This window comes from Streptomyces sp. NPDC048361 (assembly GCF_040651795.1).
In the GTDB taxonomy this organism is placed as follows: Bacteria; Actinomycetota; Actinomycetes; order Streptomycetales; family Streptomycetaceae; genus Streptomyces.
Genome location: NZ_JBEZKW010000016.1, coordinates 58939 through 80578, shown reverse-complemented (window position 1 = coordinate 80578; position 21640 = coordinate 58939). Strand labels below are relative to the sequence as shown.

General features: G+C 71.0%; 19 protein-coding genes. 8 read left to right on the top strand and 11 right to left on the bottom strand.

The genetic code is table 11. The annotated features are described in order from the left end of the window. Nucleotides 1-29 precede the first annotated feature (29 nt). Genes AB0D31_RS12140 through AB0D31_RS12130 form a run of 3 tightly spaced genes read right to left on the bottom strand, consistent with a single transcriptional unit; the run spans nucleotide 30 to nucleotide 5388 of the window. The gene (locus tag AB0D31_RS12140; RefSeq protein WP_362720626.1) at nucleotides 30-2897 is read right to left on the bottom strand and encodes a lantibiotic dehydratase; all 2868 of its coding nucleotides are present in this window, start codon (nucleotides 2895-2897) and stop codon (nucleotides 30-32) included. Then, on the bottom strand, nucleotides 2897-4303 hold the full coding sequence (locus AB0D31_RS12135; RefSeq protein ID WP_362720624.1) for a nitroreductase family protein: 1407 nt from the start codon (nucleotides 4301-4303) through the stop codon (nucleotides 2897-2899). The genes AB0D31_RS12140 and AB0D31_RS12135 overlap by 1 nt, the downstream gene beginning before the upstream one ends. Nucleotides 4304-4329: 26 nt before the next feature. Beyond that, complete coding sequence (locus AB0D31_RS12130; RefSeq protein ID WP_362720621.1) at nucleotides 4330-5388, bottom strand: hypothetical protein; 1059 nt, start codon at nucleotides 5386-5388, stop codon at nucleotides 4330-4332. 209 nt (nucleotides 5389-5597) lie between these two features. Here AB0D31_RS12130 and AB0D31_RS12125 point away from each other — a divergent pair, with 209 nt between their 5' ends. Continuing rightward, on the top strand, nucleotides 5598-5789 hold the full coding sequence (locus AB0D31_RS12125) for a thiomuracin/GE37468 family thiazolyl RiPP peptide (protein WP_362720618.1): 192 nt from the start codon (nucleotides 5598-5600) through the stop codon (nucleotides 5787-5789). A gap of 179 nt (nucleotides 5790-5968) precedes the next feature. Here the strand turns inward: AB0D31_RS12125 and AB0D31_RS12120 are convergent, their stop codons facing one another. Continuing rightward, entirely contained in the window at nucleotides 5969-7237 is a 1269-nt protein-coding gene (locus AB0D31_RS12120; RefSeq protein ID WP_362720615.1) for an MFS transporter, read from the bottom strand. A gap of 262 nt (nucleotides 7238-7499) precedes the next feature. Continuing rightward, nucleotides 7500-8447 carry a RimK family alpha-L-glutamate ligase gene (locus tag AB0D31_RS12115; protein WP_362720612.1) on the bottom strand — a complete coding sequence of 316 codons (948 nt, stop codon included), beginning with the start codon at nucleotides 8445-8447 and terminating at the stop codon, nucleotides 7500-7502. A 347-nt stretch (nucleotides 8448-8794) separates the two neighbouring features. Here AB0D31_RS12115 and AB0D31_RS12110 point away from each other — a divergent pair, with 347 nt between their 5' ends. Then, complete coding sequence (locus AB0D31_RS12110) at nucleotides 8795-9373, top strand: RNA polymerase sigma factor (protein WP_362720610.1); 579 nt, start codon at nucleotides 8795-8797, stop codon at nucleotides 9371-9373. Continuing rightward, nucleotides 9370-10047 carry a hypothetical protein gene (locus AB0D31_RS12105; RefSeq protein WP_362720608.1) on the top strand — a complete coding sequence of 226 codons (678 nt, stop codon included), beginning with the start codon at nucleotides 9370-9372 and terminating at the stop codon, nucleotides 10045-10047. The genes AB0D31_RS12110 and AB0D31_RS12105 overlap by 4 nt, the downstream gene beginning before the upstream one ends. Before the next feature lie 206 nt (nucleotides 10048-10253). Here the strand turns inward: AB0D31_RS12105 and AB0D31_RS12100 are convergent, their stop codons facing one another. Next, nucleotides 10254-10454: a hypothetical protein gene (locus AB0D31_RS12100; RefSeq protein WP_362720606.1), complete on the bottom strand. Its 201-nt coding sequence runs from the start codon at nucleotides 10452-10454 to the stop codon at nucleotides 10254-10256. Nucleotides 10455-11005: 551 nt separating this feature from the next. On the opposite strand from AB0D31_RS12100, the gene AB0D31_RS12095 reads away from it, so the two are divergent. Together AB0D31_RS12095 and AB0D31_RS12090 are read left to right on the top strand one after the other, a co-directional pair. Continuing rightward, complete coding sequence (locus tag AB0D31_RS12095) at nucleotides 11006-13204, top strand: MMPL family transporter (RefSeq protein WP_362720604.1); 2199 nt, start codon at nucleotides 11006-11008, stop codon at nucleotides 13202-13204. A gap of 148 nt (nucleotides 13205-13352) precedes the next feature. Continuing rightward, complete coding sequence (locus AB0D31_RS12090; RefSeq protein WP_362720602.1) at nucleotides 13353-13850, top strand: hypothetical protein; 498 nt, start codon at nucleotides 13353-13355, stop codon at nucleotides 13848-13850. A 181-nt stretch (nucleotides 13851-14031) separates the two neighbouring features. Here the strand turns inward: AB0D31_RS12090 and AB0D31_RS12085 are convergent, their stop codons facing one another. The 4 genes from AB0D31_RS12085 to AB0D31_RS12070 all read right to left on the bottom strand — a co-directional run bounded on the left by AB0D31_RS12085 (nucleotide 14032) and on the right by AB0D31_RS12070 (nucleotide 18661). Next, nucleotides 14032-14463, bottom strand: coding sequence for a cupin domain-containing protein (locus AB0D31_RS12085; RefSeq protein WP_362720599.1), 432 nt, complete (start codon nucleotides 14461-14463; stop codon nucleotides 14032-14034). Between the two features lie 96 nt (nucleotides 14464-14559). After that, nucleotides 14560-17193, bottom strand: coding sequence for a class IV lanthionine synthetase LanL (gene lanL / locus AB0D31_RS12080; RefSeq protein ID WP_362720596.1), 2634 nt, complete (start codon nucleotides 17191-17193; stop codon nucleotides 14560-14562). 301 nt (nucleotides 17194-17494) lie between these two features. Beyond that, complete coding sequence (locus AB0D31_RS12075) at nucleotides 17495-17650, bottom strand: SflA family class IV lanthipeptide (RefSeq protein ID WP_362720593.1); 156 nt, start codon at nucleotides 17648-17650, stop codon at nucleotides 17495-17497. Nucleotides 17651-17998: 348 nt separating this feature from the next. Continuing rightward, nucleotides 17999-18661, bottom strand: a complete 663-nt coding sequence (locus AB0D31_RS12070; RefSeq protein ID WP_362720591.1) for a deoxynucleoside kinase — start codon at nucleotides 18659-18661, stop codon at nucleotides 17999-18001. Nucleotides 18662-19351: 690 nt separating this feature from the next. On the opposite strand from AB0D31_RS12070, the gene AB0D31_RS12065 reads away from it, so the two are divergent. From AB0D31_RS12065 to AB0D31_RS12055, 3 genes are all read left to right on the top strand, one after another. After that, complete coding sequence (locus AB0D31_RS12065) at nucleotides 19352-19570, top strand: hypothetical protein (RefSeq protein WP_362720589.1); 219 nt, start codon at nucleotides 19352-19354, stop codon at nucleotides 19568-19570. Continuing rightward, nucleotides 19567-19707 (top strand): hypothetical protein, encoded by a 141-nt coding sequence (locus AB0D31_RS12060; protein ID WP_362720586.1) that lies wholly within the window; start codon nucleotides 19567-19569, stop codon nucleotides 19705-19707. Before AB0D31_RS12065 ends, AB0D31_RS12060 begins: the two co-directional genes overlap by 4 nt. A 193-nt stretch (nucleotides 19708-19900) precedes the next feature. Further along, a complete protein-coding gene (locus AB0D31_RS12055) occupies nucleotides 19901-20257 on the top strand; it encodes a hypothetical protein (RefSeq protein WP_362720584.1) in 357 nt (118 codons plus the stop codon). A 303-nt stretch (nucleotides 20258-20560) separates the two neighbouring features. Here AB0D31_RS12055 and AB0D31_RS12050 read toward each other — a convergent pair whose 3' ends face one another. Continuing rightward, a complete protein-coding gene (locus AB0D31_RS12050) occupies nucleotides 20561-21607 on the bottom strand; it encodes a DUF5914 domain-containing protein (protein WP_362720581.1) in 1047 nt (348 codons plus the stop codon). Nucleotides 21608-21640 lie beyond the last annotated feature (33 nt).

Genomic DNA, 21640 nt, shown 5'->3' with positions numbered 1-21640 from the left:
CACCGGAACGTCTGCGGTGGGACGGGTCGTCATATTCGCCCCCGCCGGTGAACCGATGGGAGCGGCGCCGTGGGCATCTCGACCACGAACTCCGACACATGACGCCGGCCGTCGCGGTACGCCGGTGCGTCGTGGAGGTCGGGCAGCGCCTCGGTGAGCAGGAGCGGGCGGCCCGAGGCCGAGGCCCGCTCGAAGACGCGCAGGAGATGGGCGTGCGCGAAGTCGAGGTACACCGGTTTGCGGTCCTTGTCGTGCAGGGCGGGCCCGCTGAAACCGTCGGCGGGGCGCGGAGTGAGGACGCGCAGGAAGCAGCGCTGCGGCAGGCCGAGGGCCACCCGCCATGCGTGGATGCGGACGAGATGGGCGGCGTCCTCCTCGCCGGCGGCCCGGGCGGGTGCCTGACCCGGGTCGATGAACCACGTCGCACGCCGCACGACCACGGCCCCGACGGCGAGGCGGGGCAGCGCCGTCCAGCCCGGGACCGCCTTGGTGTCCGCGTCCCGCCCGCCGGGGGGCGCGCTGGTCCGCCGGGCCGGAAGGAGGTGCCACAGCTGCGGCCAGTCCGACCAGAAGGCGTACGAGGTCTGGCCGAAGGCCTCCACCAGCAGCCGGGCCTGCAAGGGGAGGAGCGGCGTGGCCAGCAGACCCGAGTGGAGCGGTCGTACGACCCGGCCCATGGCGCGGTGCACCAGGTGCAGCCGCTGTGTGTGCCGGTCGTGCACGACGTCCAGATCGGCGGGACGGATCAGCTGTTCGGGAGGCCGGTGCGAGGTGGCGCCCTCCAAGTCGAGCGCGTAACGGGCCGCGGGGACACGCTGGTTGAGGGCGCTGCCGAAGACGGCGTCGAACTCGGCGTAAAGGGGGCCGTTCGGAGTGTCCTGTGGGGGGACAGCTCCGTCGGGGACGGCAGCCTGTGGCGGGAAAGCTCTGTCCGGGGCGCCGGCTTGCGGCGGGAGGGCTCTGTCCGGGGCGGCGGTCTGCGGCGGGAGGGCTTGGTGCGGCGCCGAGTCGCCGGCCGGTGCGGCGAGCAGGCGGGCGATCCGGGTCAGGCCGGTCCCATGACCGCAGGTCACCGTATTCAGTACGAGGCCGAGCCCGCTGGCGGTGGTCGGGTCGGGCAGGGTCTGGACGTAACAGGCATGCGTGTCGCCGGCGAACGCCGGGTCGGGCCATGTGCCGCAGAGGTCGCGGACGGCCCGCGGGTCGAGCCGAAGGGTGCCGTCGGATGCCGGGGGAGTGCCGGCGATCAGACGGCGCAGCTCGTCCTGCCGCCCTGTGTCACGGTCGCTGGGAGCGTGCGCCTCGGCCGTCGCCCACCAACCACCGAAGTCCTGAAGGAAGCGGGTGAACGGTTGGCCGAAACCCGGACCGTACGCGGCCACGGCGTGCTGCACAAGCGCCTTGCGCGGTGGCGTGAGGGTGTCGAACGGCGCGAGCAGGGCGGGTAGGAGAGCGAGGTCGGCGAGGGCCGGCTGCCAGGCGGGCGCGTCGAGGGTGGCGGCCGCGCCGACGGCTACCGTGTGGTGGAAGTGGACGGGCCCGGACTCCAACGGCCTGTTGGGCGGCTGTAGTTGGAGTCGTCGCGCGGCATCCCTCAGGTGGCGCCGGAGGTCGTCGGCGATGCGCCGATGGGCGCCGGGCGGGGCATTGCGCGCGGTGTCGATCCGGTCGCGCACGGAACGGAGATCGGCCAGCAGGAGGGTGAGCCGGGCGTCGTGCTGCTGCCCGGAAAGGTGGCGGCCGAGCCACTCGCAGAGTGTGGTGGCGTCGAGCTCCTGGTCGGGCAGGCCGAGGCGGACCTCCAGGAGGCCGAGCCGGACGAGTCGGGCGATGACGGCGTCAGCGGCGCTGTCCGGGCCGGGCGCACCGAGCAGGGCGCGCAGCCGTTGCGGGCTGCCGGCCTCGCGGGCGGCTTCCAGGATCGCGGTCAGGGCCGGCGTAGCGGGCAGGGCGCGCACCTCGCCGGACGGGCCGGGCGCCGTGAACAGCCACCGGTCGCCGCCGTCGGGGGAGTGTGTCGGTGTGGCCGACGGATTGACGCGCAGGTCGACGGCGCCGGCCAGTTCCGGTACGAGGGCGAGGGCCGCGGCGATCCGGGACAGCGGCAGCAGACTCGCCTCGGCCACCTGGGCGAGGGCATGGCTCTGCAGGTGAACGCCGAGATCACCGGCGGCACTGGCATCCCCGACGGGACCGAGGACGCCCGCGGCACCGGCACTGCCGGCGACCGTGGGTGCCCAGTCGGCGAAGCCTACGGCGGCGAAGGTGGTCAGCGGGCTCGGCTTGGCCATCGCGCGGCCCGCGTACTTGGCCAACCGGACGGCCGCTCCGTCCAGCGGTCGTCGCCGAGCCGGATCGCGCCCGCTCCACCGCAGCAGGTCTTCGTACAGGTCAGGGCTGGCGTAGTCGAGACCGGTCGCGAAAGCGGCGTCCTGGACGAGTGCGCCGAGGGCGTCGGCCGCTGAGCGGGTCTCGGCCGGCAGGACGCGGTCCAGTTCGGCGAGGAGGCCGGTCCGGGTGTGGCGCAGAGTGGCATGGGTGTGGAGGCGTTCGGTGAGTGCGGCGCCGAGTACGCGCGGCGGGGCCGCCGCCTCGATCAGCCGGTCGATACGGGCCCCCTGGTGTACCGCTCGGCGCAGCCCCACGAGCCGCGCCTTGTGCGGACGGGCCGGCTCGGTGCCGATGAGCGTGTGCAGCGTATCGCCGATTCGATCCGCGTCGTCGGCCAGCCGTTGGTCCAACGAGACGATACGCAGGGCGAGTTCGGTGCTGCGGGGGATGCGGGAGGTGTCGAGTGCGGTGGTGGGAAGGCCGGCGATGCGTACACCCACGCGGGGGCCGGGCGGTGCGGACCGACTCGTGGTGGTCGTGCTCGCGGACGCGGTGGGCCGGCCCATCAGAACACCACCGGCAGGCGGAAGGCGGCTCCTGGCCGGGCCTTGCCGATGGCCACCTGGAAGACCACGGTCTCGTCGTCCGGGGCCAGACCGAGCAGGCGTTCGGCGGTGGCGGCGTCGTAGCCGTTGTGGACCCGGGCGGACAGGCCGTGGCGTGCTGCCGCCACACAGATCAGGTGTGCCGCCGCCCCAGCGGTCAGGTGCACTCTGCGGAAGGCGTCCGCGCCGTACCGGGAGACGGCGGTGCCACGCCGTACGGCGATATAGGCGGTGCAGGCGGTGGAGCGGAAGTTCACCGACACGCGGCCCTCGGTCTGACCGATCTGTTCCAGCAGCGTGAGCGGGTCGCCGTCGCGGACCTGCCAGAGGCGGCCGCCGCTGTGGACGTAGTGGCCGGGGGCGAAGTCGGCGACCCGCCGCACCAGGAGGTGGCAGGAGAAGTCGGGGAACGGTGCCTCCGCCAGGGCCGCGCCGAGATCGGCGAGCAGCGCCCGGGGTGCCGGGGCCGGTACGGGGTCGAACAGTGCGGCGCCGGAGTGGCGGGCACGCAGCACCGTGGCGAGGTCGGACGGAAGCCGGCGTGGGGCAGCTGGCGGAGGGTCTGCGCAGGGCAGTATCTCCACATAGCCCATCGGGTGCTCGGCCGCGGGCAGCCGGCCGGCGCAGAGGGCGTCGAGGGTGTCCCGGTCCTGGCCGGCCCGGGTACGCAGACCGAGGGCGGTGGCGACCAGGTGCACCGAGCCGAGCAGCATTCCCGCCTCTTGCGCGCAGAGCCGCGGAGCGTAGTCGCCGTAGAGCTGTGCCGTCCGGGCGAGTCGGCTGCTGATCACGGCGAACCGGGACGCTGCTGGCTCGCGGCTCTGACCATCCGTCATCAACCTGTCCAAATCTATGAGTTGATGATGCAGCGGATCGAAGCGGAACGCCGTGGTAAGGGTGGCCAGGGTGAGTTCGCTGGGGTATCGGCAGCGGGCGGAGGCCACCGCGCGGTGCAGCGGCCAGCCGCCCGGGGAGAGGTCGTGGTGGAGCAGGCCGTAGGAGTAGTGCAGCAGCGCGGCGATGACGGCCGGATCGCCGAGGCCGGTCTGGTGGCCGAGACGGGCCGCGCCGGCGTGGGCGGCCGGTGAGGGGCCGAGGGAGGAGACCAGGTGGAGCGGCGGCGGTGCCAGCGGAAGCCGGTGTCCTGGGGGGAGCGGGTCGAGTTCCGCGTCCGAGTGTCCTGGTGCCGCGTGGCCGGCGGCGAGGGTGGGCGGAATCGCCTTGCGGGAGTAGACCGCGTCGGCCCAGAGCGCCGGGGGAAACGGCTCGATGACCGCAGGACTGCGAGGGGGCCTCTCGGTCACCTCGGTCGTCCTCTCGGTCTCCTCGGCCGTCTTCTCGATCGCTCCGGTCGTCCTCTCGGTCACCCCGGTCGCTCTCTCCGCCACCCCGGTCACGACGACTCCGCACCGAGGAAGCATCCGGTGGCCAGGTCAAGTACCACTGCTGCGGCCGTGGTCGACGGTTGTGCACCGTCGTCGGTGGTGTCCAGGCCTGCCACCCGGTGCAGCAGGTGCATGCAGAGCTGGTTGGCGGCGAGGGCCGCGATCGGGCCACCGAGGTAAGGACTGGGCTCGGGCACACCGGGAGCCCCCACGTTCGTGGCGGACGCCGAGCGCTGAGCGGGCTCCGCATCCGTGGCGGTCACCGTGTCCTGATCGTGCACAGCACGGGGCGGCCCCTCGGAAGCGGTGGGGTCCTGCGCGTCTCCGGAGTCGATGACCGCGCTGATCACGATGTGGTCGTCCCCGGCGACAGCTTGGCCGTGGAGCAGCCCGGCGCGGAGCGCGAGTGTGCGGGCCATATGTGCCGACCGGGCATCGGGTACGTCCGACGCGTGGAGTACCACGCCGACGCCCGGGGGAAGTGGGGGCGAGTCGTTGCTCAGCTGCTCGTAGCGGAAGGAGCCACCCTCCTCCTGGAGCAACGCGACACATGTGCCAAGACGTGCCAGGTCGGTCGTGGTCCTGGCATTCACCTCGGGTTCCGTCACACGGAACCGGACATGTGCCACACCCGAGGCGAGCAGGGCGAGGACCAGCGCGCTCGCCATGTGTCCGGAACCCACCACCAGCGCTGCGCAATGGCGATAGCGCTCGAAGCGCGCCTCGGGGGAGTCCGTGCGCGCCGCGATGAAGTCGATCAGCGCCGTGTGGTGCTCACACACAGCGGAGTTCAGTCCGTGGGGCAGATCCGCCGACGCGTCCCGTACGAAGCCTTCCCGGGCCAGCAGTTGCACCAGCGCGCGGACATGGTGTGCGGCCTGGGCCGGCAGGTCGGCGGTGAGTTGATCCAGGGGGTTGTGGCCGTCGAGGAAGGGACGCAACCGCTCCAGCCAGGGATAGATTCCCGGCGCCGCGAGGGCGGTTGTGCGGCCGGGCCCATTGATCACCACGCCCCGTTCGGAGGGCAGCAGATGGGTGTCGGGAAGGAGTCTCGGCTTCGTCTGCACCTCCTCGCGATGGCCGGCGGGTGAACGCGCTCTCGCAGGCGTGAACGCGCCGGTCGAGGCTGCGCTCGCGGCCTCCGGGCGGCCGACATTAGCCCAGGCGAATGGTCTAGTCCACCCCCTTCCCAGTTCCTCATCTGTCACGCTAGTGTCCCAATTGGACGTCCACATAAGCCCGTTGATGCTCCATTAGGTTCGAAAGGAGGGCTTTGATGAACGAGAACAGCAACGCTTCACCCTCGCTCGCTGCCGCGGTCGCCGACCTCGCGCTGGACCTCGACCTGGACTCGCTGGCCGGGGACGAGCACAGCCAGTCGCTCACGGCGGGCCACGGTATGACGGAGGTGAGCGCGTCCTTCTGCTGCGCTCCGCCGCCGAACTGCTGTAACTGCAGCTGTTCCTGAGTCGGTAGCGCGTGCCGGGCGAGCCCGTGGCCCGGCACGCGCGTCGCTCACGGCAGTGAGACTTCCTGGGCGTCGCCGACCCCGAGGACGGTGAGCGGTCTTCAGCCGGCCGATGTCGTCCGTGACCCCGACGGTGAGCGGTCGTCGGCAGGCCGACGTCGTCCGTCTCCCCCTCGGCTCTACCGTCCCGCCAGCCTGTGGAAAGCACGCGCCACGCCGCCGGCCGGATGGATGAACCGAGCGGCCCACTGGTGCTGTGACCGTTGTCGGCTCAGGCCCACACCCGTCGCGGCAAGCGCCGAAGCCATGCCACCGACCGCGAGTCCGGCCCGGGGATGGGCCGTGCTGGAGATCCAGCCGATGAGTGGGGCGGTGAGCGGCGTGGTGCCGAGGGAGGCGAGCGTGTACAGGCTCATGACCCGGCCGCGCATGGCGTCGTCCGTACCCAGTTGCAGCGCGGATTTCGCGGCGGTCATGAACAGGATCAGTACGGCACCGGTAGGCACCAGCATGACCAGGAAGGTCGGGTGGCTCGGCATGGTGCTCGTGGCGACTTCGAGCACCCCGAATCCGAACGCCGTGCCCACCAGATAGCCCGGACCGCAGGAACCTCTGCGGGCCGCCGCCGCGGAGCCCGCGACGGCGCCGACCGCGAACGCGGTGGAGCCCAGTCCGAAGGCGGCCGGTGAGGTGTGGAAGACATCGCTTGCCATCAAGGCCGTGGTGATCTGGAAGTTCATGCCGAATCCCGCGACCACGCCGACCAGGACGAGCGGGGCGCCGAGATCCGCGCGAGCCCGCACGTACCGCAACAATTCCCTTACCTGGCCCTTGGCTCGCGGCGCCCGGACGGGCTTGGGGTCGCCCCGTCGACGCTTCGGCTGCATGCGCAGGAGCGCGGCGATCACGACGAGGTAGGAGAAGGAGTTGAAGAAGAACGCCGGGGCGACACCGAAGACGCCGATCACCGGGCCGGTCAGGGCGGGACCCGCGATCCGGGCGAGGTTGAACACCGCGGTGTCCAGCGCCACTGCGTTGGGAAGGTCCGCCGTGGGGACGGTCTGTGCGATGAAGGATTGCAGCGCCGGTTTCTCGGCCACCAAGGTCAGGCCCATCGCCAGTGCCAGGGCGTAGACGGCCGGCAGACTCACCGCATGGGTGAGGGCCAGCACCCCCGGGGCCAGCGAGACCAGGCACAACACCGACTGTGTGACGAGAAGAATCTTCCGCAGGGAACAGCGGTCCGCGAGGACTCCGCCCCAGGGACCGAAAAGCAGCAGCGGCAGGAACTGAAGCGCCGTGATGATGCCGAGGGCCGTGCCGTCGCCGTGGGACAGATCGAGGACCAGCCATGACTGGGCCACCTTCTGTATCCACGTCCCGGTGTGGGAGCCGAGTTGGCCGAGTGTGAGCAGCCTGAATTCCCGGTGCCGCAGTGACCTGAGCATCCGCCGGCTCACGTCACCACTCGCCGAGGGCGAGTCCTGAGGGCGGGTAATGCCTTCGTCGGAAGGCGTGCTGGGGCGAACGACCGTATCCTCCTGGGATTTGGATTAACCGGCGCACGTACGGTGCCGTCCGTCGACACCGTGCCGCCGCCTTTTCACGTCTTCATGTCTTTGCGCCTTCGCGCCCACACGTCTTCGCGCCCACACGTCTTCGCGCCCACACGTCTTCGCGTCCGGGCGCGCCGCGCGTCGGATAGACCCGTCAAGGCGCAGGTGTGCGCCGCAGGCGGGCGTCGCAGGCCTCGGCGATGGCGGGCACGACCTGGTGGAGGTGTTCACGCCACCCGACGTTGGCGTTGACCTCGCAGATCGTGAAGCTGCCGTCCGGTTCGAAGAGCAGGTCCACGCCGGCGACCCCGAGCCCCAGAACCTCCGCCGCCGCCACTGCCAGTGCCTCCCCGGCCGGGTGCAGGCCGGTGCACGGTGTCGCGGTTCCTCCGAGGGCGAGGTTCGATTTGAGCCCACCGTCGGCGGCCAACCGGACCTGCGCCGCGACGGCCCGGCCGTCGACGACGATCACCCTCAGGTCCCGCCCGTGCGAGTACCGCACGTACTCCTGGAACAGGTACGGCGCCTCGTCGTTGAGGCTGCCTTGAATGTCGTGCAGCATCGCCGTGTCACGAGCCAGGAAGACCCGGCGTCCACGATGGCCCCGTACCGACTTCACCACACACGGCTCGGGTACTCCCGCCCGCAGCACGTCGGTCATCGACGCATCGACGTAGGTGCGGGTGTCGGGTACCGGGAGCCCGGCCACCGCGAGTTGTTGCAGATGCCAGAACTTGTTCACACACGCGAGCACGGCATCGATCGGGTTGAGCAGCACCGTGCCCATGGCCTCCAGATGCCGCAGCAGGGTGATCTCCCGGTCCGTGGAGAGTCTGGGAGTGGACAGGCGCGCATAGGCGAGCTCCGGCGGAGCGAGCGGCGTCCCGTTCAGGTCGTGCAGGGTGAGGCGCCCGGCGCGGACGCCCAGCACCAGGTCGCTGGTCCGCATCACCGCACTGCGGCCGCCCAGAACACGCTCGAACCCGCCTGCGAGTTCGGCGGTGATCCGGTCCTGGTCGAGCCCACCGCCGAGGAGCAGCCAGAAGGGTGCGGTGGCCTGACACTCCGGGAAGGCCTTCGCCGGGACTTCGGTTACGGTCATCAAGGTGCTCCTCAGGACATCGACGGCCACACCGTGCGGGTGGCCCCTACTGCCTATGTGTGCCGCGCACCGGTAAGGGCAGCGTCGGACACCTGTCGTCGACAGGTGGATCACAGTGCCATCCGGTAGTCGGACAACCCGTCAATTCGCCCATATGTGGCCGTGTTTCCCTGTGGCGGCCGCAAAGGTGGGGCCTTGCCGTCGGTGCTCCGGCGGATGTGAAGGCCCCCGGGCCCCCCCCGTTGCCGGTGGGCGGCGGCCGGCTCCCTGGCGTGTAACGCTTCGGGGCGCTGCGGCCAAGTAGAGGTGTAAGGCATCACACGCCGCTCAGCCCCAAGGAGCCATCCGTGCCAGCGGAGCATTCGACAGCACCACCCGCGCGGGACCCCGCCGGGTTCGCCGCGTTCTATGAGCAGCAGTTCGACACCGTGCTCGGCTTCGTCACCCGGCGCGTCGACAGTCCGCACCTGGCCGCCGACCTCACGGCGGACATCTTCGTGGCCGCGCTGGAGAACGCGCACACCTATGACGCCCGACGCGGCGCGCCCGTCGCCTGGCTGTACGGCATATCCCGCAATGTCATCTCCGCACACTTCCGGGGAAGCTCCCGCGAACAGCGCGCGGTTGCGCGGATCACCGGCCGAAGACTGCTCGACGACCAGGACATCAGCGCCATCGAGGGGCGCATCGACGCCGCGCGCTCCGTCCGGCGGATGGCAGTCGCCCACGCCGCCCTGCCCGACCCCCTGCGCGAACTCCTCGACCTGGTCGCCCTGGATGGACTGACCACCCGAGAGGCCGCGCAAGCGCTGGGCATCAGCTCGACCGCCGCCCGAGTCCGGCTGCACCGCGCCCGCAAGGCTCTGCAAGCCGCCGAGCAGACCCGTACCGACCACCGCGAAACCGTTCTGGAGGCCACCCAGTGAACACACCCGTGCACTTCAAGCAGCAGCTCGCGGACGAACTCAACGCCCGCGCGACCGCCCTGGTCCCCCAGAGCGGCCTCCGTGCCCGAACTCGCGTACCGCGCGGGCGATTTACCTTGGCGCTGGGCGCCGTCGCGGCCGCGGTGGCCGTGGCCGTCGCCGTGCCGCTCCTCGGCGGCACGCACCATGGCGCGCAGGACGGGCAGACCGCCACCGGTACGTCGGCAGCGCCGTCGCTCCAGGTCAAGGGCGGCCTCGACATCGTCACTGCCGACTACGCGGTGAAATCCGTCCCCGACGGCACGATCGCCGTGAAGGTGATGAACCCCAAGGGCATCCCCGGGCTGCAGGCCGCTCTGCGCAAGGCAGGCATCCCCGCAACGGTGATGACGTTCTCGGCCTCGTGTCACACGAAGGTCCAGTACGACGGCAGTGTCGACTCCATGCAGGTGTTTCCCCGAGAAGCCGGGGGGAGCGGCCTCGATGGCCGCTACTCGCTGATCAAGCCGAGCGCCGTCCCGGCCGGTGACCATCTGCTGTTCGTGCCGACCGTGGGCAGCCAAGGGCAGATCGGCACGCTGCAGATGTCGGTGGTACGCGAGGTCCCGAGCTGCGTTCCGGAGGCCGACAACGGGATCGGCGCCGGCTACGTCGCTCCGGGCACCAACCCGTAGACCGGCACGCAGCTCGCCCTACAGGCCGACGCGCAGCCAAGCCGGTACGCGCCGGCGCTCAGCCTGGGCGGCCGGCTCCGCGCATGCCTCGCGAGTGGCTTGATGGACCGGTGGTTCGTCGGGCCCGAGGCGGGCACGCGAGCCGGCAGGGGTCGGTACTGGTCTGGTACGCGACGGGTATCCCATGCGGCTGACGCCCGCGGTCGTCAGCCCTCGCCGCTGGGATTCCCGTTCAGGCTCCGGCGCCGCTTCCGTTTCCGATCGGCACCACGCACCACGTCGCCCGCAGCGAGGGTCAGGGATGCCACGGCTCGGACCCAGCGCGGCCCGCCACGGCTCGACCAGACCACGCACACGCACCCGGCGACCACCAGCACCAGCACTCCCAGCAGTATCAGGCCCACCACGTTCCTCGCCTCCGTACACAAGCGGTCGATCCCCGTCCCCCAGGGCACCCCAGGCAAGCAGGGTCCTTGCAGGTCTGGCAAGGGCGGGGCGCGCTCGCGGGGCGTGACCCGTACGGCCCAGCAACGCTGAGGGTCGGGGGCGGGTGGCACGGAGAGTAGGTGCAGACGTAGGACACACCTGAGGACACCCACCATCAGGACACCCACCATCAGGACACCCACCCTCATCCGAACACTCACTATCAGGACACCCACCCTCATCCGAACACTCACTATCAGGACCAGGACGCGGTAAGTGATGACCTTCGGGCTGAGCCCGCCGCACGCAGGGAAGACCAGCAGGTGTCGGCGAGAGCGCGCGTAACACGCTGCTCGGCGCAGCTCGGCGGCAAGCACCAGCCGGGCCGGGCGGCGACGCCCGGCCCGGCGCTGACCCACTCGCCGGCCCGAGCCGGGGTGCACGGGACGCCCCACCTCCGGTGCACGACGCCCCACCTCCTCCGACCAGTGCGCCACATGTCTCCTCACACCCGGCAGACAAGGTCACGACCATGAAGAACGCATCGGCCGCCGAACCCGGCGCCGGACAGCTGCACCGGCTGGGACGCTGGTGCGCCACGCACGCCTGGCGGATCGTCATCATCTGGCTGGTCCTGCTCGTCGCGTGCAGCGTGGCCGACCGACGGTGGGGCGGCAGCTTCGCCGACAGCTTCTCGCTGCCAGGCACCAGCACCCAGACCGGCGCGGACCTGCTCAAGAAGCACGGCGGCACGTCCGGGACCTCGGCCCCGGTCGTGATCAAGGCCGAGCAGGGTTCGGTCGCCGACCACCAGGCTTCCGTCGACGCCGCCGTGAAGAACCTGCAGCACCTGCCGGACGTCGTCTCGGTGAGCAACCCGCTCACGACGCCCGGCGCCGTCTCGTCCAACGGCACCATCGCCCAGATCAGCGTCACGTTCACCAGCACCCCGGCCGGGTTCGACCACTCGTACGTCGGCAAGGTCGACGACGCCGTTCAGCCCCTGCGCTCCGACCACGTGAGCGTCGACTACGGCGATCCGCTCGGGCAGCTCGCCGCGCCGAAGGCCGCAGACCTCACCTCGGAGGCGATCGGCCTCGGCGTCGCCGTACTCGTGCTGCTCATCGGCTTCGGCAGTGTCGCCGCGGCCGGACTGCCGCTGGTGACCGCGGTGGTGGGTCTCGCTGTCGGGCTCGGCGGACTCGGGCTGCTGGCCGCCCAGTTCAGCTTCGGGCAGGCCGCCCCGACCCTGGCCGCGATGATGGGCCTGGGCGTGGGCATCGACTACGCGCTGTTCCTGTCCACCCGCTACCGGGCGCTCCTCCAAGAGGGCGTGGAACCCGCGGACGCGGTCGGCCGTACCGTGGCCACCAGCGGCCGGTCGGTCCTGGTGGCCGCCGCGACCGTCGCCATGGCACTCGCCGGCCTGTACGTGTCCGGCATGAGCTTCATCGGAACCCTCGGGGCCGCGGCCGGGCTGACCGTGATCGTTGCCGCTGCGGCGTCCGTCACGCTGACGCCCGCGCTCCTGGGGCTGTTCGGCCGGCGCATCGACCGCCTCCACGTCCGTACGCCCGTCGCCGAGCCCACCGGCACCAACGACGTCTGGCACCGCTGGGCGGCGAAGGTGGGCCGTCAGCCGTGGCTCTTCCTCATCGCGGGCCTGGCGCTGCTCGGGATCCTCGCCATCCCGGTGGGCTGGATGCACCTCGGTCACATCGATGCCGGCGCACAGCCCACCACCAGCACCGACCGACGCGCCTACGACTTGATCAGCGAGGGCTTCGGCCCCGGCGCCAACGGTCCGATCACCATCGTCACCCAGCTCGACAGTCAGCAGGCCGCCGACCAGGCGCAGAGCCAGGCCCTGGCCAACACCCTGCAGCAGGACCTTTCTGCCGTGCACGGTGTCACGTCGGTGACATCCCCGAAGCCGAGCCCCGACCACGCCCTCCTCATCAGTACGGTTGTCCCGGCCACCGGCCCGCAGGACCAGGCCACCACGGACCTGATCCACACCTTGGAGCACGACACCGTCCCGCACGCGCTCTCCGGCACCGGCGCGACCGGCTACGTCACCGGCCCGACCGTCTCGGGCCAGACCTTCACCGACACCCTCGTCTCCAAGCTCCCCCTCATCATCGGCGTGGTCGTCGCGGCCGCGTTCGTGCTGCTGCTCTGCGTCTTCCGCAGCTTGCTGGTCGCTCTGAAGGCCGCCGTGCTGAACCTGTTCTCCATCGCCGCCGCGTACGGCGTCGTGGTCGCTGTCTTCCAGTGGGGCTGGGGCGGAAACCTGGTCGGTGTGACGGAGAAGGTGCCGATCGAGTCGTACGTGCCGATGATGATGTTCGCCATCATCTTCGGCCTCTCCATGGACTACGAGGTCTTCCTGCTGGCCCGCATTCGCGAGACGTGGCTGCACCGCGCCGACAACCACCTGGCCGTCGCCTCCGGTCTCGCCGCGACGGCCCGCGTCATCACCTGTGCGGCCCTCATCATGACCAGCGTGTTCCTGGCGTTCATGCTCTCGCCGAACGTCGTGGTGAAGATGCTGGCCCTCGGGCTCGGCGTCAGCGTGATCCTCGACGCGACGGTCGTACGGCTGCTGCTCGTCCCGGCAACCATGTACCTCTTCGGGCGCGCGAACTGGTGGATTCCCGGCTGGCTTGACCGCTGGCTCCCGCGGCTCGACCCGGAAGGCCCGCACGAGCCGCCGGAAGGCGTGGCATAGCCGGGTTTGTCGTGAATCTGTAACGGCGCGGGCGGCTCGGCAACGGACGGCGTGATCGGCCCATCTCGCAGGGCGGCAAGGCGCGTTGGGCGTCGTTGCGACGGGGACGGGGTCTCGCCGAGCGGGAGATCCGTGAAAGGGGAAGTCCATGACCAGGACGGAGAAGCCCGGAATGAACAAGCCCGGAATGAACAAGGCCGGGATGAAGAAGTCCGGGATGCTGAAGACCGGGATGCTGAAGACCGGTATCAAGGTGCGCGCCGGCCGGGTGGCGGTGCTCGGTGCGCTGGGGCTGGCCTCGGTGTCGTTGGCCGCAGCACCGGCGTTCGCCAAGGGCGCCGTGGAGATCTCCGCCCCGCCCACGGCCCAGGTCGGCAAGACCATCACCGTCACGGCGCACGGCGGCGACGACAGCGCCGGCCTGCTGCACCAGCTGTGCGTGGAGGAGAACGGCTTCGGCGAAGGGTGGCACCAGGAGACGTGCAGCACCCCGGCGAAGGGCGACGCGCGGGTCACCGTTGAGGGCACGTCGGCACGCCCTGGCAACCTGCAATTCCGCGCGGTGCTGTACGGCTTGACCAGCAAGCACGACCAGAAGCCGGTGCGCCTGCACGCTTCGGACGTGGTGACCGTGCACGTCCGCTGACCGGTTGACGGGACCGGTTGCCGGGACCGGTTGTCGGTACGGTCCGGGGACCGGCCGGCGCGATCCACCGTGACCGGGTGGGAGTGCCGCGGGAGTGGCGGGCCATGCGCGCCCGCCACTCTCACAGCGGCGCTTACAGCGCCGACGGCACCTACAGCAGTACCTACGGAACCAACAGCACCTACGGCATTTCGAAGTCCTCGAAGTCGAAGCCGGGCGCGACGATGCACGAGACCAGGACGGGCTCGTCGCCGACCGGTTCCGCGGACTGCCACGCGCCGGCCGGCACCAGGAGCTGGGGTTGCTGCCCGGATGCGATGTCGCAGCCCAGGACAGCGACGGACTCCGCCTCGGCGGTGGCCGCGGTGCCGCCGAGGCGGAGTGCCAGGGGGCCGCCCCGGTGCCACAGCCAGAGTTCGTCCGACCGCACCCGATGCCAGCGCGAGACTTCGCCGGGATGCAGGAGGAAGTAGATGCCGGTCGCGAAGGGGCGCGGCCCCGGATATCCGTCCGGAACGGCGCTCGTCCCGGTACGCCACGTCTCCCGGAACCACCCGCCTTCCGGATGTGGTTCCAGCTCAAGGAGGGCGACCAGGTCGGAGATCTCACTCATGAGCAGCCATACTGGCGCACACCGTAGGCCCTCACAACAGCACTGATCCGGCCCACGCCCACCGCACCGGGCAACAGCGCGCACCGGCGGACACCATCACGCCGGTACGGGGCCGGGCGGCGCCCATAGCCGAACGGCTTCCCGGTCGCGCAGCCTTCGCAGGAACGTGAGCACGCCTGCGCCGCCGGTCGCCCAGGCCACGTCGGAGCCGATGAGGGTGTTGTCGGGGAACAGGGGGCGGCGTACGGTGCCGCCGCTGCGCGACAGAATCAGCGACGCCACGTCCTCGGCAGCGGACCAGAACGCGTCGTCGCCCGTGGCGAGCGCGGCGTCGACCAGCAGGTCACCGACGCCCGACAGGCCACAGCACTGCGACACCAGGCTCATCCGGGGAGCGATCCGGTGACAGGTACGGGCGCCCCGCAGGCCGAGGGCGAGCAGTTCCGCATCCTGGTCGCCGATGCCTGTCTCGATCAGGAGGGACGCCATGCCCGTGACCCCGCGGCACCACGAGCCGTAGCGGCGGCTGGCTTCGGGACGCTCGGCCACGGCCAACAGGTGCGGGAACCGGGCTGCGAGGGCATCGAGCCCGGTGAAGGCGGCCGCGCGTACGGCCGGGTCGGCGGTGACTCGCTGGTAGGCGTAGAGGAAGTGCACCACCCCCGCGGTGCCGTGGGCGAAGCCGAGTTCGTACGCCGCGTCCGATGACGACGCGGGCCGTGAAAGTGCGCAGGATGCGTCGGCTTCTCGGGCCGCCAACGCGGTGCCTTCGCGAGCCGGCAGCGAGGTGCCTTCCCGGGCCGGCAGCGCGGCGCCTTCTCCGGCCAGTAGCGCGGTCGCGCAGGCGGCTGCCGCCGCGAGGTGGCGTGCGGCGTCGGCGGTGCGGCCGGCCGCTTCGGCCTGCGCCGCCATGACCAGATGGCCCGTGCCGGTACCCGCCGCTCCACCGATCTGGTCGCCGCTCTCGTCGGGCGGGGGAGGAAGGGGGAGCGCTTCGTCAGGCGGATGGCCGGCCGAGCACGCGGCCGCGCCGAGGAACAGATCGATGCCGGTTCGGCCGACGTACAGCGCCCCGCTGAGGCGCGGCAGTTCGGGATGGCACTCGATACCACCGGCCAGGTCGGCGACGGCTTCCGGCACGCCGGGCCGGTCCAGATGGTGGAGCAGCTCCAAGCCGACGCCCGCCGCACCCGCGTAGAGGGTGAGCGACGAGCCGGGGTGGTGCGGGCCGGGCCCGGCACAGAGCCCAGGTGCGGCGGCCACCATCGTGGCGACCGTGTGGGCGACCACCTCTTCGAGGAGGGCGGGGGAGAGGCGTGGTGGAGTCGGCGGTCTCGTCACCCCGGGCAGCGCGGGCGGCCCCGCCGCGAACTGCCTTGCTCCGGCGGCCCGTTCGGCCCGGTCGAAACTCATCAGACCGGCGATCAGTCGGCGCATCGGCCGCAGTGCGGAGCCCGGTGCTGCGGCGGCCAGGCATGCCAGTGTCCGGTCACGGTTGATCGTGCGGTCGGGGTCGACGACGACCGGGTCCATGCCGGTGAGCGCGAAGTGCAGGGTCGCGCCCAGCGCGTAGAGGTCGTCCGCCGGATCGGGTGGGGCGTCCGGCCGGTACACCGGGAGTGAGTAGCCGCGTGTCGCGCCGGCAGGGCGTTCGCCGTGGAGGGCGCTGATGCCGAAGTCGACGAGGTGCGCGGTGCCGTCGGGACCGAGTACCACATTGTGGGGTTTGAGGTCGCCGCACACCACCGCGCGGGTGTGCATCGCTTCCAGGATGTGCAGTAACTGCCGCGCCAAGGACGTGACTTGGACGACATCCGCGTCGCCGCGCGCCGCGTAGGGACCGTGATTCAGTACGTCGTGGCGCAAATCGGCCGGTCCGCAGTCGGTCATCACCAGGTACTCGTCGTCGCCGTGCCGCAGGTGCTCGATGAGGCGGGGTACACCCTCGGTGCCGTCGAGCGCGGCCAGCACCCGGTGCTCATGGCGCAATCGGCCGCGCGCGTCGATTCCTTGCGCGTCCTCGGCCATGTGCGCTCTGGCCTGCTTGACGACCACCCGACCCCCGGTCGCCGTGTCCACCGCCCGGAAGACATCCCCGCGGGGAGAGCGTGCGATGCCCTTGGTGATCCGGAAGCGGCCCCCGATCAGAGGTGCGGCCGGTGTCTCGGCGGGGGCGGGGCGGCCGAACGGATCGGCGGCCCAAGGAGGTTGACGGTATCGCGCCCCCGCACGGCCACTGAAGGTGCGTCCGTCGGGGGCGGTCATGACGAAGCTGCTCGCGTCGGCGCCGGTGGCTCGGAAGGGCCCGTACCGGTAGTACACCGGCGAACCGCTCAGCACGCGGCGGTCGCTGAGCACGCGAGGACCGCCGCGTCCCGCGAGGACGTCGGTCAGTTCGTGGGCGATGGCCACGAAGTCCCGGGCGCCGGGATAGACGGTGACCGCCTTGCCGACGAGGCGGGGGTCCCGCTCGCCGCCGTTGAGGTCGCGCAGTACGGAGGGGCTGACCGCGAACTTGGCGTCGCAGGTGTGGCGCAGCAGGACCGGCACGACCAGGCCCATCGTCTCGGTGAGTTCGTCGGCGCGGGTGGAGACGTGGAGCTTCCAGCCGTGCTCGTACCGGGGCATCGCCGGGTCGAGGAGGTAGAGCCACAACGCGTCCGCGGCGAGCCGTCGTGGGGCTCCCGCGAACGGCTCTTCGAGGAGCGCTTCGAGGTGGCGGCGCAACACCTCAGCGTCGTGGTCCTGGCGATCCCTCGGGCCTGTGACCTGGGGATCCCGCACGTCGCCACCCCGAGAGACGTCTACGCCCGCGTCCCGCGGGTGCCGCACATCGCTGTCCCGAGGATCGTGTACGCGGGCGTCCCGCGGACCTGTTACGTGGGTTACGTCGTTGTGCCGGGCCGGCCGCATGCGATCCCCGTCCCTGCTGTTCGTTCCCCTGGCCGTTCCTCGATCCCCGTCCCCCGCACCCGGGGCGCCGGCCCCGGAGCGGCCCCGGCTGGACGGGCCGGAGCCGCCGCGGCCGGCCTCAGTCGCAGGCGACCCGGGTGGTGGCCGTGGGCCACGGGTCGGCCAGACAGGCCTCGATACGGCGGCCGGGGTCCACGTCGTCCTCGAACTCGATGAGCTGCTCCTCCAAGTCGAGCGGACCCGCTTCGCGAATCTGGAGTTCCAGGGGGCTCATGTCGATCCTTCCTGCCTTTGCCAGTGAATGAACAGGTGGTCTCGTCCTGAATCCGTGCATGGCGTGGCGCACTGGTCGGCGGCATATGCCCAAGCGGTCGACCGGCAGAAGCCACTACACCGGAATCGCGGCCAGATTTGAAGCCCGCGGGCAGGAAGCGGCAGGGAAATGTGCGGGCCCGGTCCGGCGGCAGTGCGTTGCGGCCGATGCCGCCGGCCGCCCTGACCATCCACGCCACGACGCGCGCACCGGGCTCAGGCGGGACGCGGCCCCTGCCACCCCGGGCTCAGGCGGGACGCACCCCTGCCACCCGGGGCTCAGGCGCGGCGCGCCCCTGCCACCCCGGGCTCAGGTGCGGCGCGCCCTCGCCGCCAAGGCGGCCCTTACCTCTTCTGCCACCCGGGCCGCGTCCTCCGGGTTCCCCACCACGTCCGTACGGTTCATGTCGATCACGAGCACGTCGCTGGCCGAGTAGTGCTTGTGCACCCATTCGTCGTAGCCCGACCACAGGGTGCGGTAGTACTCGACGAGGGCCTCGTCCTGCTCGAAGGCGCGGCCCCGCAGCCCGATCCGGTGCAGCACCGTCTCGAAGTCGGCCGTGAGGTAGACCATGAGGTCCGGGGCCTTGCGGTAGGGGAGTTCGTCGATCTCGCGCATCATCTCGCCGAGCAGGCCCTCGTACAACCGCATTTCGAGGGAGCTGATCCGACCCAGATCGTGGTTGACCTTGGCGAAGTACCAGTCCTCGTAGATGGACCGGTCGAGGACGTTGTTGCTCTGCTTGTACGCCTGCTTGATGGAGGCGAATCGGGTCTGCAGGAAGTAGAGCTGGAGCAGGAAGGGGTAACGCTTGGCCTGGATCTCTTCGGGGCTCGCGGTGTAGAAGAGCGGCAGAATCGGATTGTCGTCCACGCTCTCGTAGAAGACTTCGCCACCCAGCTCCTTGGCGAGCAGTTCGGCCACGCTCGTCTTGCCGATTCCGATCATGCCTCCGACGCAGATCACCGGCATACCTCGCTTCTCCCTGGGGGTCCTCTGTGCGTGGGCGGGCCGGGCACCCCACAGCACCGAGCCACCTGTCGGTGGGCTCTCGGTTCCCCAAGGTCTTCGTGAACGGCGTCACGCGGTCCCGGTCCGGACCAGGGCTGCGGTACGCGCCCGTCCCGACGCTGCCCTGAACCGGCCCCATGGGCCCGTGCCCCAGGTGCCGCGTGCAACGACGAGCCACCGTGCCGCGGCCGCCATGAAGCATAGATGACGGTGCAGCCGCCGCGGCCGGAGCGGTGGCGGGCCCTGTCCGTAGGACATGGCCGGCGCACCCGGCCGACTCCGCGGTTCGAGTCCGCTCTGACATGGTCAGGGGATCGGGCCCTGGGACTGACAGTCCCCAACAGTCCCCGTGCGGGGGCATCACACGTCTTCCGGAAGGGGCGGAGTGGGCGGGCGGGCGGGGTGGAGACAGCGGACGTGGTGGACGAGATCCGTTTCGACAGTCGGGTGGCGGTAGCGACGGCGGGGGCCGCGGGCTGGGCCGGGAGTACGTCCTGATCTTCTTCGCGCGGGGCGCGCGCGTGGTCAGCGACGTAGGAAGGGGGGTGGGCGCGGCGCGTCGCCGTCGCCCGCGCACGAGGTCGTCGAGGAGATACGGCGGCGCGGCGGAGAGGCCGCGGCGGACGTCCACGACACCTTGCCCGCGGCGACATGGACCATCTGGTCCTCGTCCTCGAATCCACGCGGCAGCTCACGCGGGCCACAGCCGTCGACGAGGCGTGCCGACACGTGGACCGGCGCGTCAGACACTTCGAGGAACTCGCCGTACAGATAACCGTGTTGTGCGCCCAACTCGGACTGGGCCCGGAGGAAGGGGCGGCCGTGCACACGTACGTCGACATCATGGCCACCTGGATGACACCTGGATGAGCGGTTACCACGCCTGGCAGACGGAGACACTCCGCTACCGCACGGCACCGGAGGTCGATCCGGCGTCGGGCCCCGGCTACCTCGACCAGATCCTGCCCAACCGCCCCGCCAACGCGCCCTGCCATCAAACATCTTGAATCGCCGATGCCGCAGAGAAATTCATCCGTACGTCAGCTGTTTCAATTGAGGAACCGCGGCTAGACGGATCCCATGTCGGAATCAGCGAAGTCGGAAACAGCGAAGAAGAACGAGGCCGCGAAGAGCACAGCGGCCAAGAGCACGACTCGCTCCGCGAGCAGTGGAGCTCGGTCTGCTACGACCAAGGCTGCATTGGCGACGACACAGGCCAAGTCGGCAAGCGGCGGCGCCAAGTCGGCCGCCGAGAATGCCAAGTCGGCCGCCGGCCAGGCCAAATCGGCGGCGTCCGACGCCAAGGACACCGCAGGCCGCGGTGTGGTGGCGCTGCGCTCCAAGGCCAGGGCGGGCGGCGAGATGCTGACCGCGATGCCCGGCAAGTCGCTCCATGCCGCGACGACAGCGTGGACGGTGGTGCAGAAGCGCAAGCAGATCGCGGCCGCTCTGGGAGGCGGCGCACTGGCGGCGCTCGCGGGCGCCTACAGCCTCGGCCGGGTGACCGTCCGACGTGGACATGGGCCCTTCACCCGTGCCACGGGCGGCCGCTTCTGACAGGTCCGCCCAGCGCTGGCGAAACCCGCCCGACGGCGGCGCAAGCCACTCCGGTGGCGAAACCCGCCCGACGGCGGCGCAAGCCACTCCGGTGGCGAAACCCGCCCGGCGATGGCGCGAGCCACCCGGTGGCGAAACTCGCCTGATGGCGGGGGATAGGGGCAGCGGCGATCAGGCCGAACCGCCCGTATCCCCCGCCATCGCGCTTTGATGTGCAGCCCCATAGCGTTCCGAATGCGCCGCCACGGTGTGGCTTGTCGGTCGTATGCGTCCGGCGGCGCGTGGCCGGCGAGGGCCGGGGGTTCAGCCGGGGAAGCGTCCCGTCGAGCGCAGCAGCCGGCGTCGTTCCGCGTACGCCATGTCGTCCCGCCACAGGCGGCCCGCGGTGTGGTTCATCAGCGGGCCGGCGAGTGGCCGGAGCAGCTGGGCCACTCGGAAGCCAGGACGGTCGGAGGTGGCGATGACCGCTTCGACCACCGCGGTACGCGGCCGGCCCTGGGCATCCGTGCCCAGCGGCGTCGCATGGGTCTCGACGACCGAGCCCTCGCCCTCCCCGTGGGTGATGTGCATGACCACGGTGCGCGGCTCGGGAGCGGTGAAGGTAGCCCGCACCGGGACCACGACACGGCCTGCGACCTTGAACGACACGTCGACGACGAACGCGTCGTCCTCGTCCGCGCAGTCGCGCTGTGGCGCGCTGACCACGGTCAGGTCGACGAAGGAGTACGGGTGGAACCAGGCGCCGTGCCACGGGTCGAGACGGTTGGCGACGATATCCTCGGTCTCGCAGGCGCCCGCCGTCGTGTACACCGAGACAAGTGACCGATCGAGTCGAGGCCGGGGCGGCAACACCGGTGCGTCCAACGGTAGTTGAGCGTCGTCGACCGCGTCGAGCCGTACCCAGATCAGCACTCCGTCATCGTGTACGGGAAGCGGTTCCCAGCCGGCTGTCGGCGCTCCGCTCAGTGCGAGACCGTGCCAGTGACAGACCAAGGTCCCGCAGCGCACGGGGCTGTCCTTGAGCGGCGCGCCCAGGTGCGGACACTGTCCCGGTCCCGCCACGGGAGTTCCCCGGGCATCGCGCCACACCACGATCTCCCGGCCGGTGATGGTGCGTCCCCACGGGGCGGTCGAGTTCAGGTGACGCGAGGCCCCCACCACGTACCAGTTGCCGGACGGCCTGGCCTGGGCGCGGCTCAGCGCCGCGCCGATGAGGCCGGGGTTGGCGTCCCGCCACGTGCTGCGCTGGTGCTCCCACGGCACGGCACGTTTGCGCAGGCCGAGGGGGAGGCGGGGGCGCCGTGCCGGATCGCGCGAGACCATGCGCTTCTGCTTTCGTGAGTAACTCATGCCGACTCCGCTCTCGACAGCGGCCTGCCGACT

Excerpts from the sequence above, each read along its gene's own strand:
- AB0D31_RS12120 (WP_362720615.1), bottom strand. The coding sequence starts at position 7,237 with ATGCTCAGGTCACTGCGGCACCGGGAATTCAGGCTGCTCACACTCGGC.
- AB0D31_RS12090 (WP_362720602.1), top strand. The coding sequence starts at position 13,353 with ATGACCAGGACGGAGAAGCCCGGAATGAACAAGCCCGGAATGAACAAG.
- AB0D31_RS12070 (WP_362720591.1), bottom strand. The coding sequence starts at position 18,661 with ATGCCGGTGATCTGCGTCGGAGGCATGATCGGAATCGGCAAGACGAGC.
- AB0D31_RS12050 (WP_362720581.1), bottom strand. The coding sequence starts at position 21,607 with ATGAGTTACTCACGAAAGCAGAAGCGCATGGTCTCGCGCGATCCGGCA.
- AB0D31_RS12140 (WP_362720626.1), bottom strand. The coding sequence starts at position 2,897 with ATGGGCCGGCCCACCGCGTCCGCGAGCACGACCACCACGAGTCGGTCC.
- AB0D31_RS12115 (WP_362720612.1), bottom strand. The coding sequence starts at position 8,447 with ATGACCGTAACCGAAGTCCCGGCGAAGGCCTTCCCGGAGTGTCAGGCC.
- AB0D31_RS12095 (WP_362720604.1), top strand. The coding sequence starts at position 11,006 with ATGAAGAACGCATCGGCCGCCGAACCCGGCGCCGGACAGCTGCACCGG.
- AB0D31_RS12075 (WP_362720593.1), bottom strand. The coding sequence starts at position 17,650 with ATGAGCCCCCTGGAACTCCAGATTCGCGAAGCGGGTCCGCTCGACTTG.
- AB0D31_RS12065 (WP_362720589.1), top strand. The coding sequence starts at position 19,352 with ATGGACCATCTGGTCCTCGTCCTCGAATCCACGCGGCAGCTCACGCGG.
- AB0D31_RS12060 (WP_362720586.1), top strand. The coding sequence starts at position 19,567 with ATGAGCGGTTACCACGCCTGGCAGACGGAGACACTCCGCTACCGCACG.
- AB0D31_RS12085 (WP_362720599.1), bottom strand. The coding sequence starts at position 14,463 with ATGAGTGAGATCTCCGACCTGGTCGCCCTCCTTGAGCTGGAACCACAT.
- AB0D31_RS12125 (WP_362720618.1), top strand. The coding sequence starts at position 5,598 with ATGAACGAGAACAGCAACGCTTCACCCTCGCTCGCTGCCGCGGTCGCC.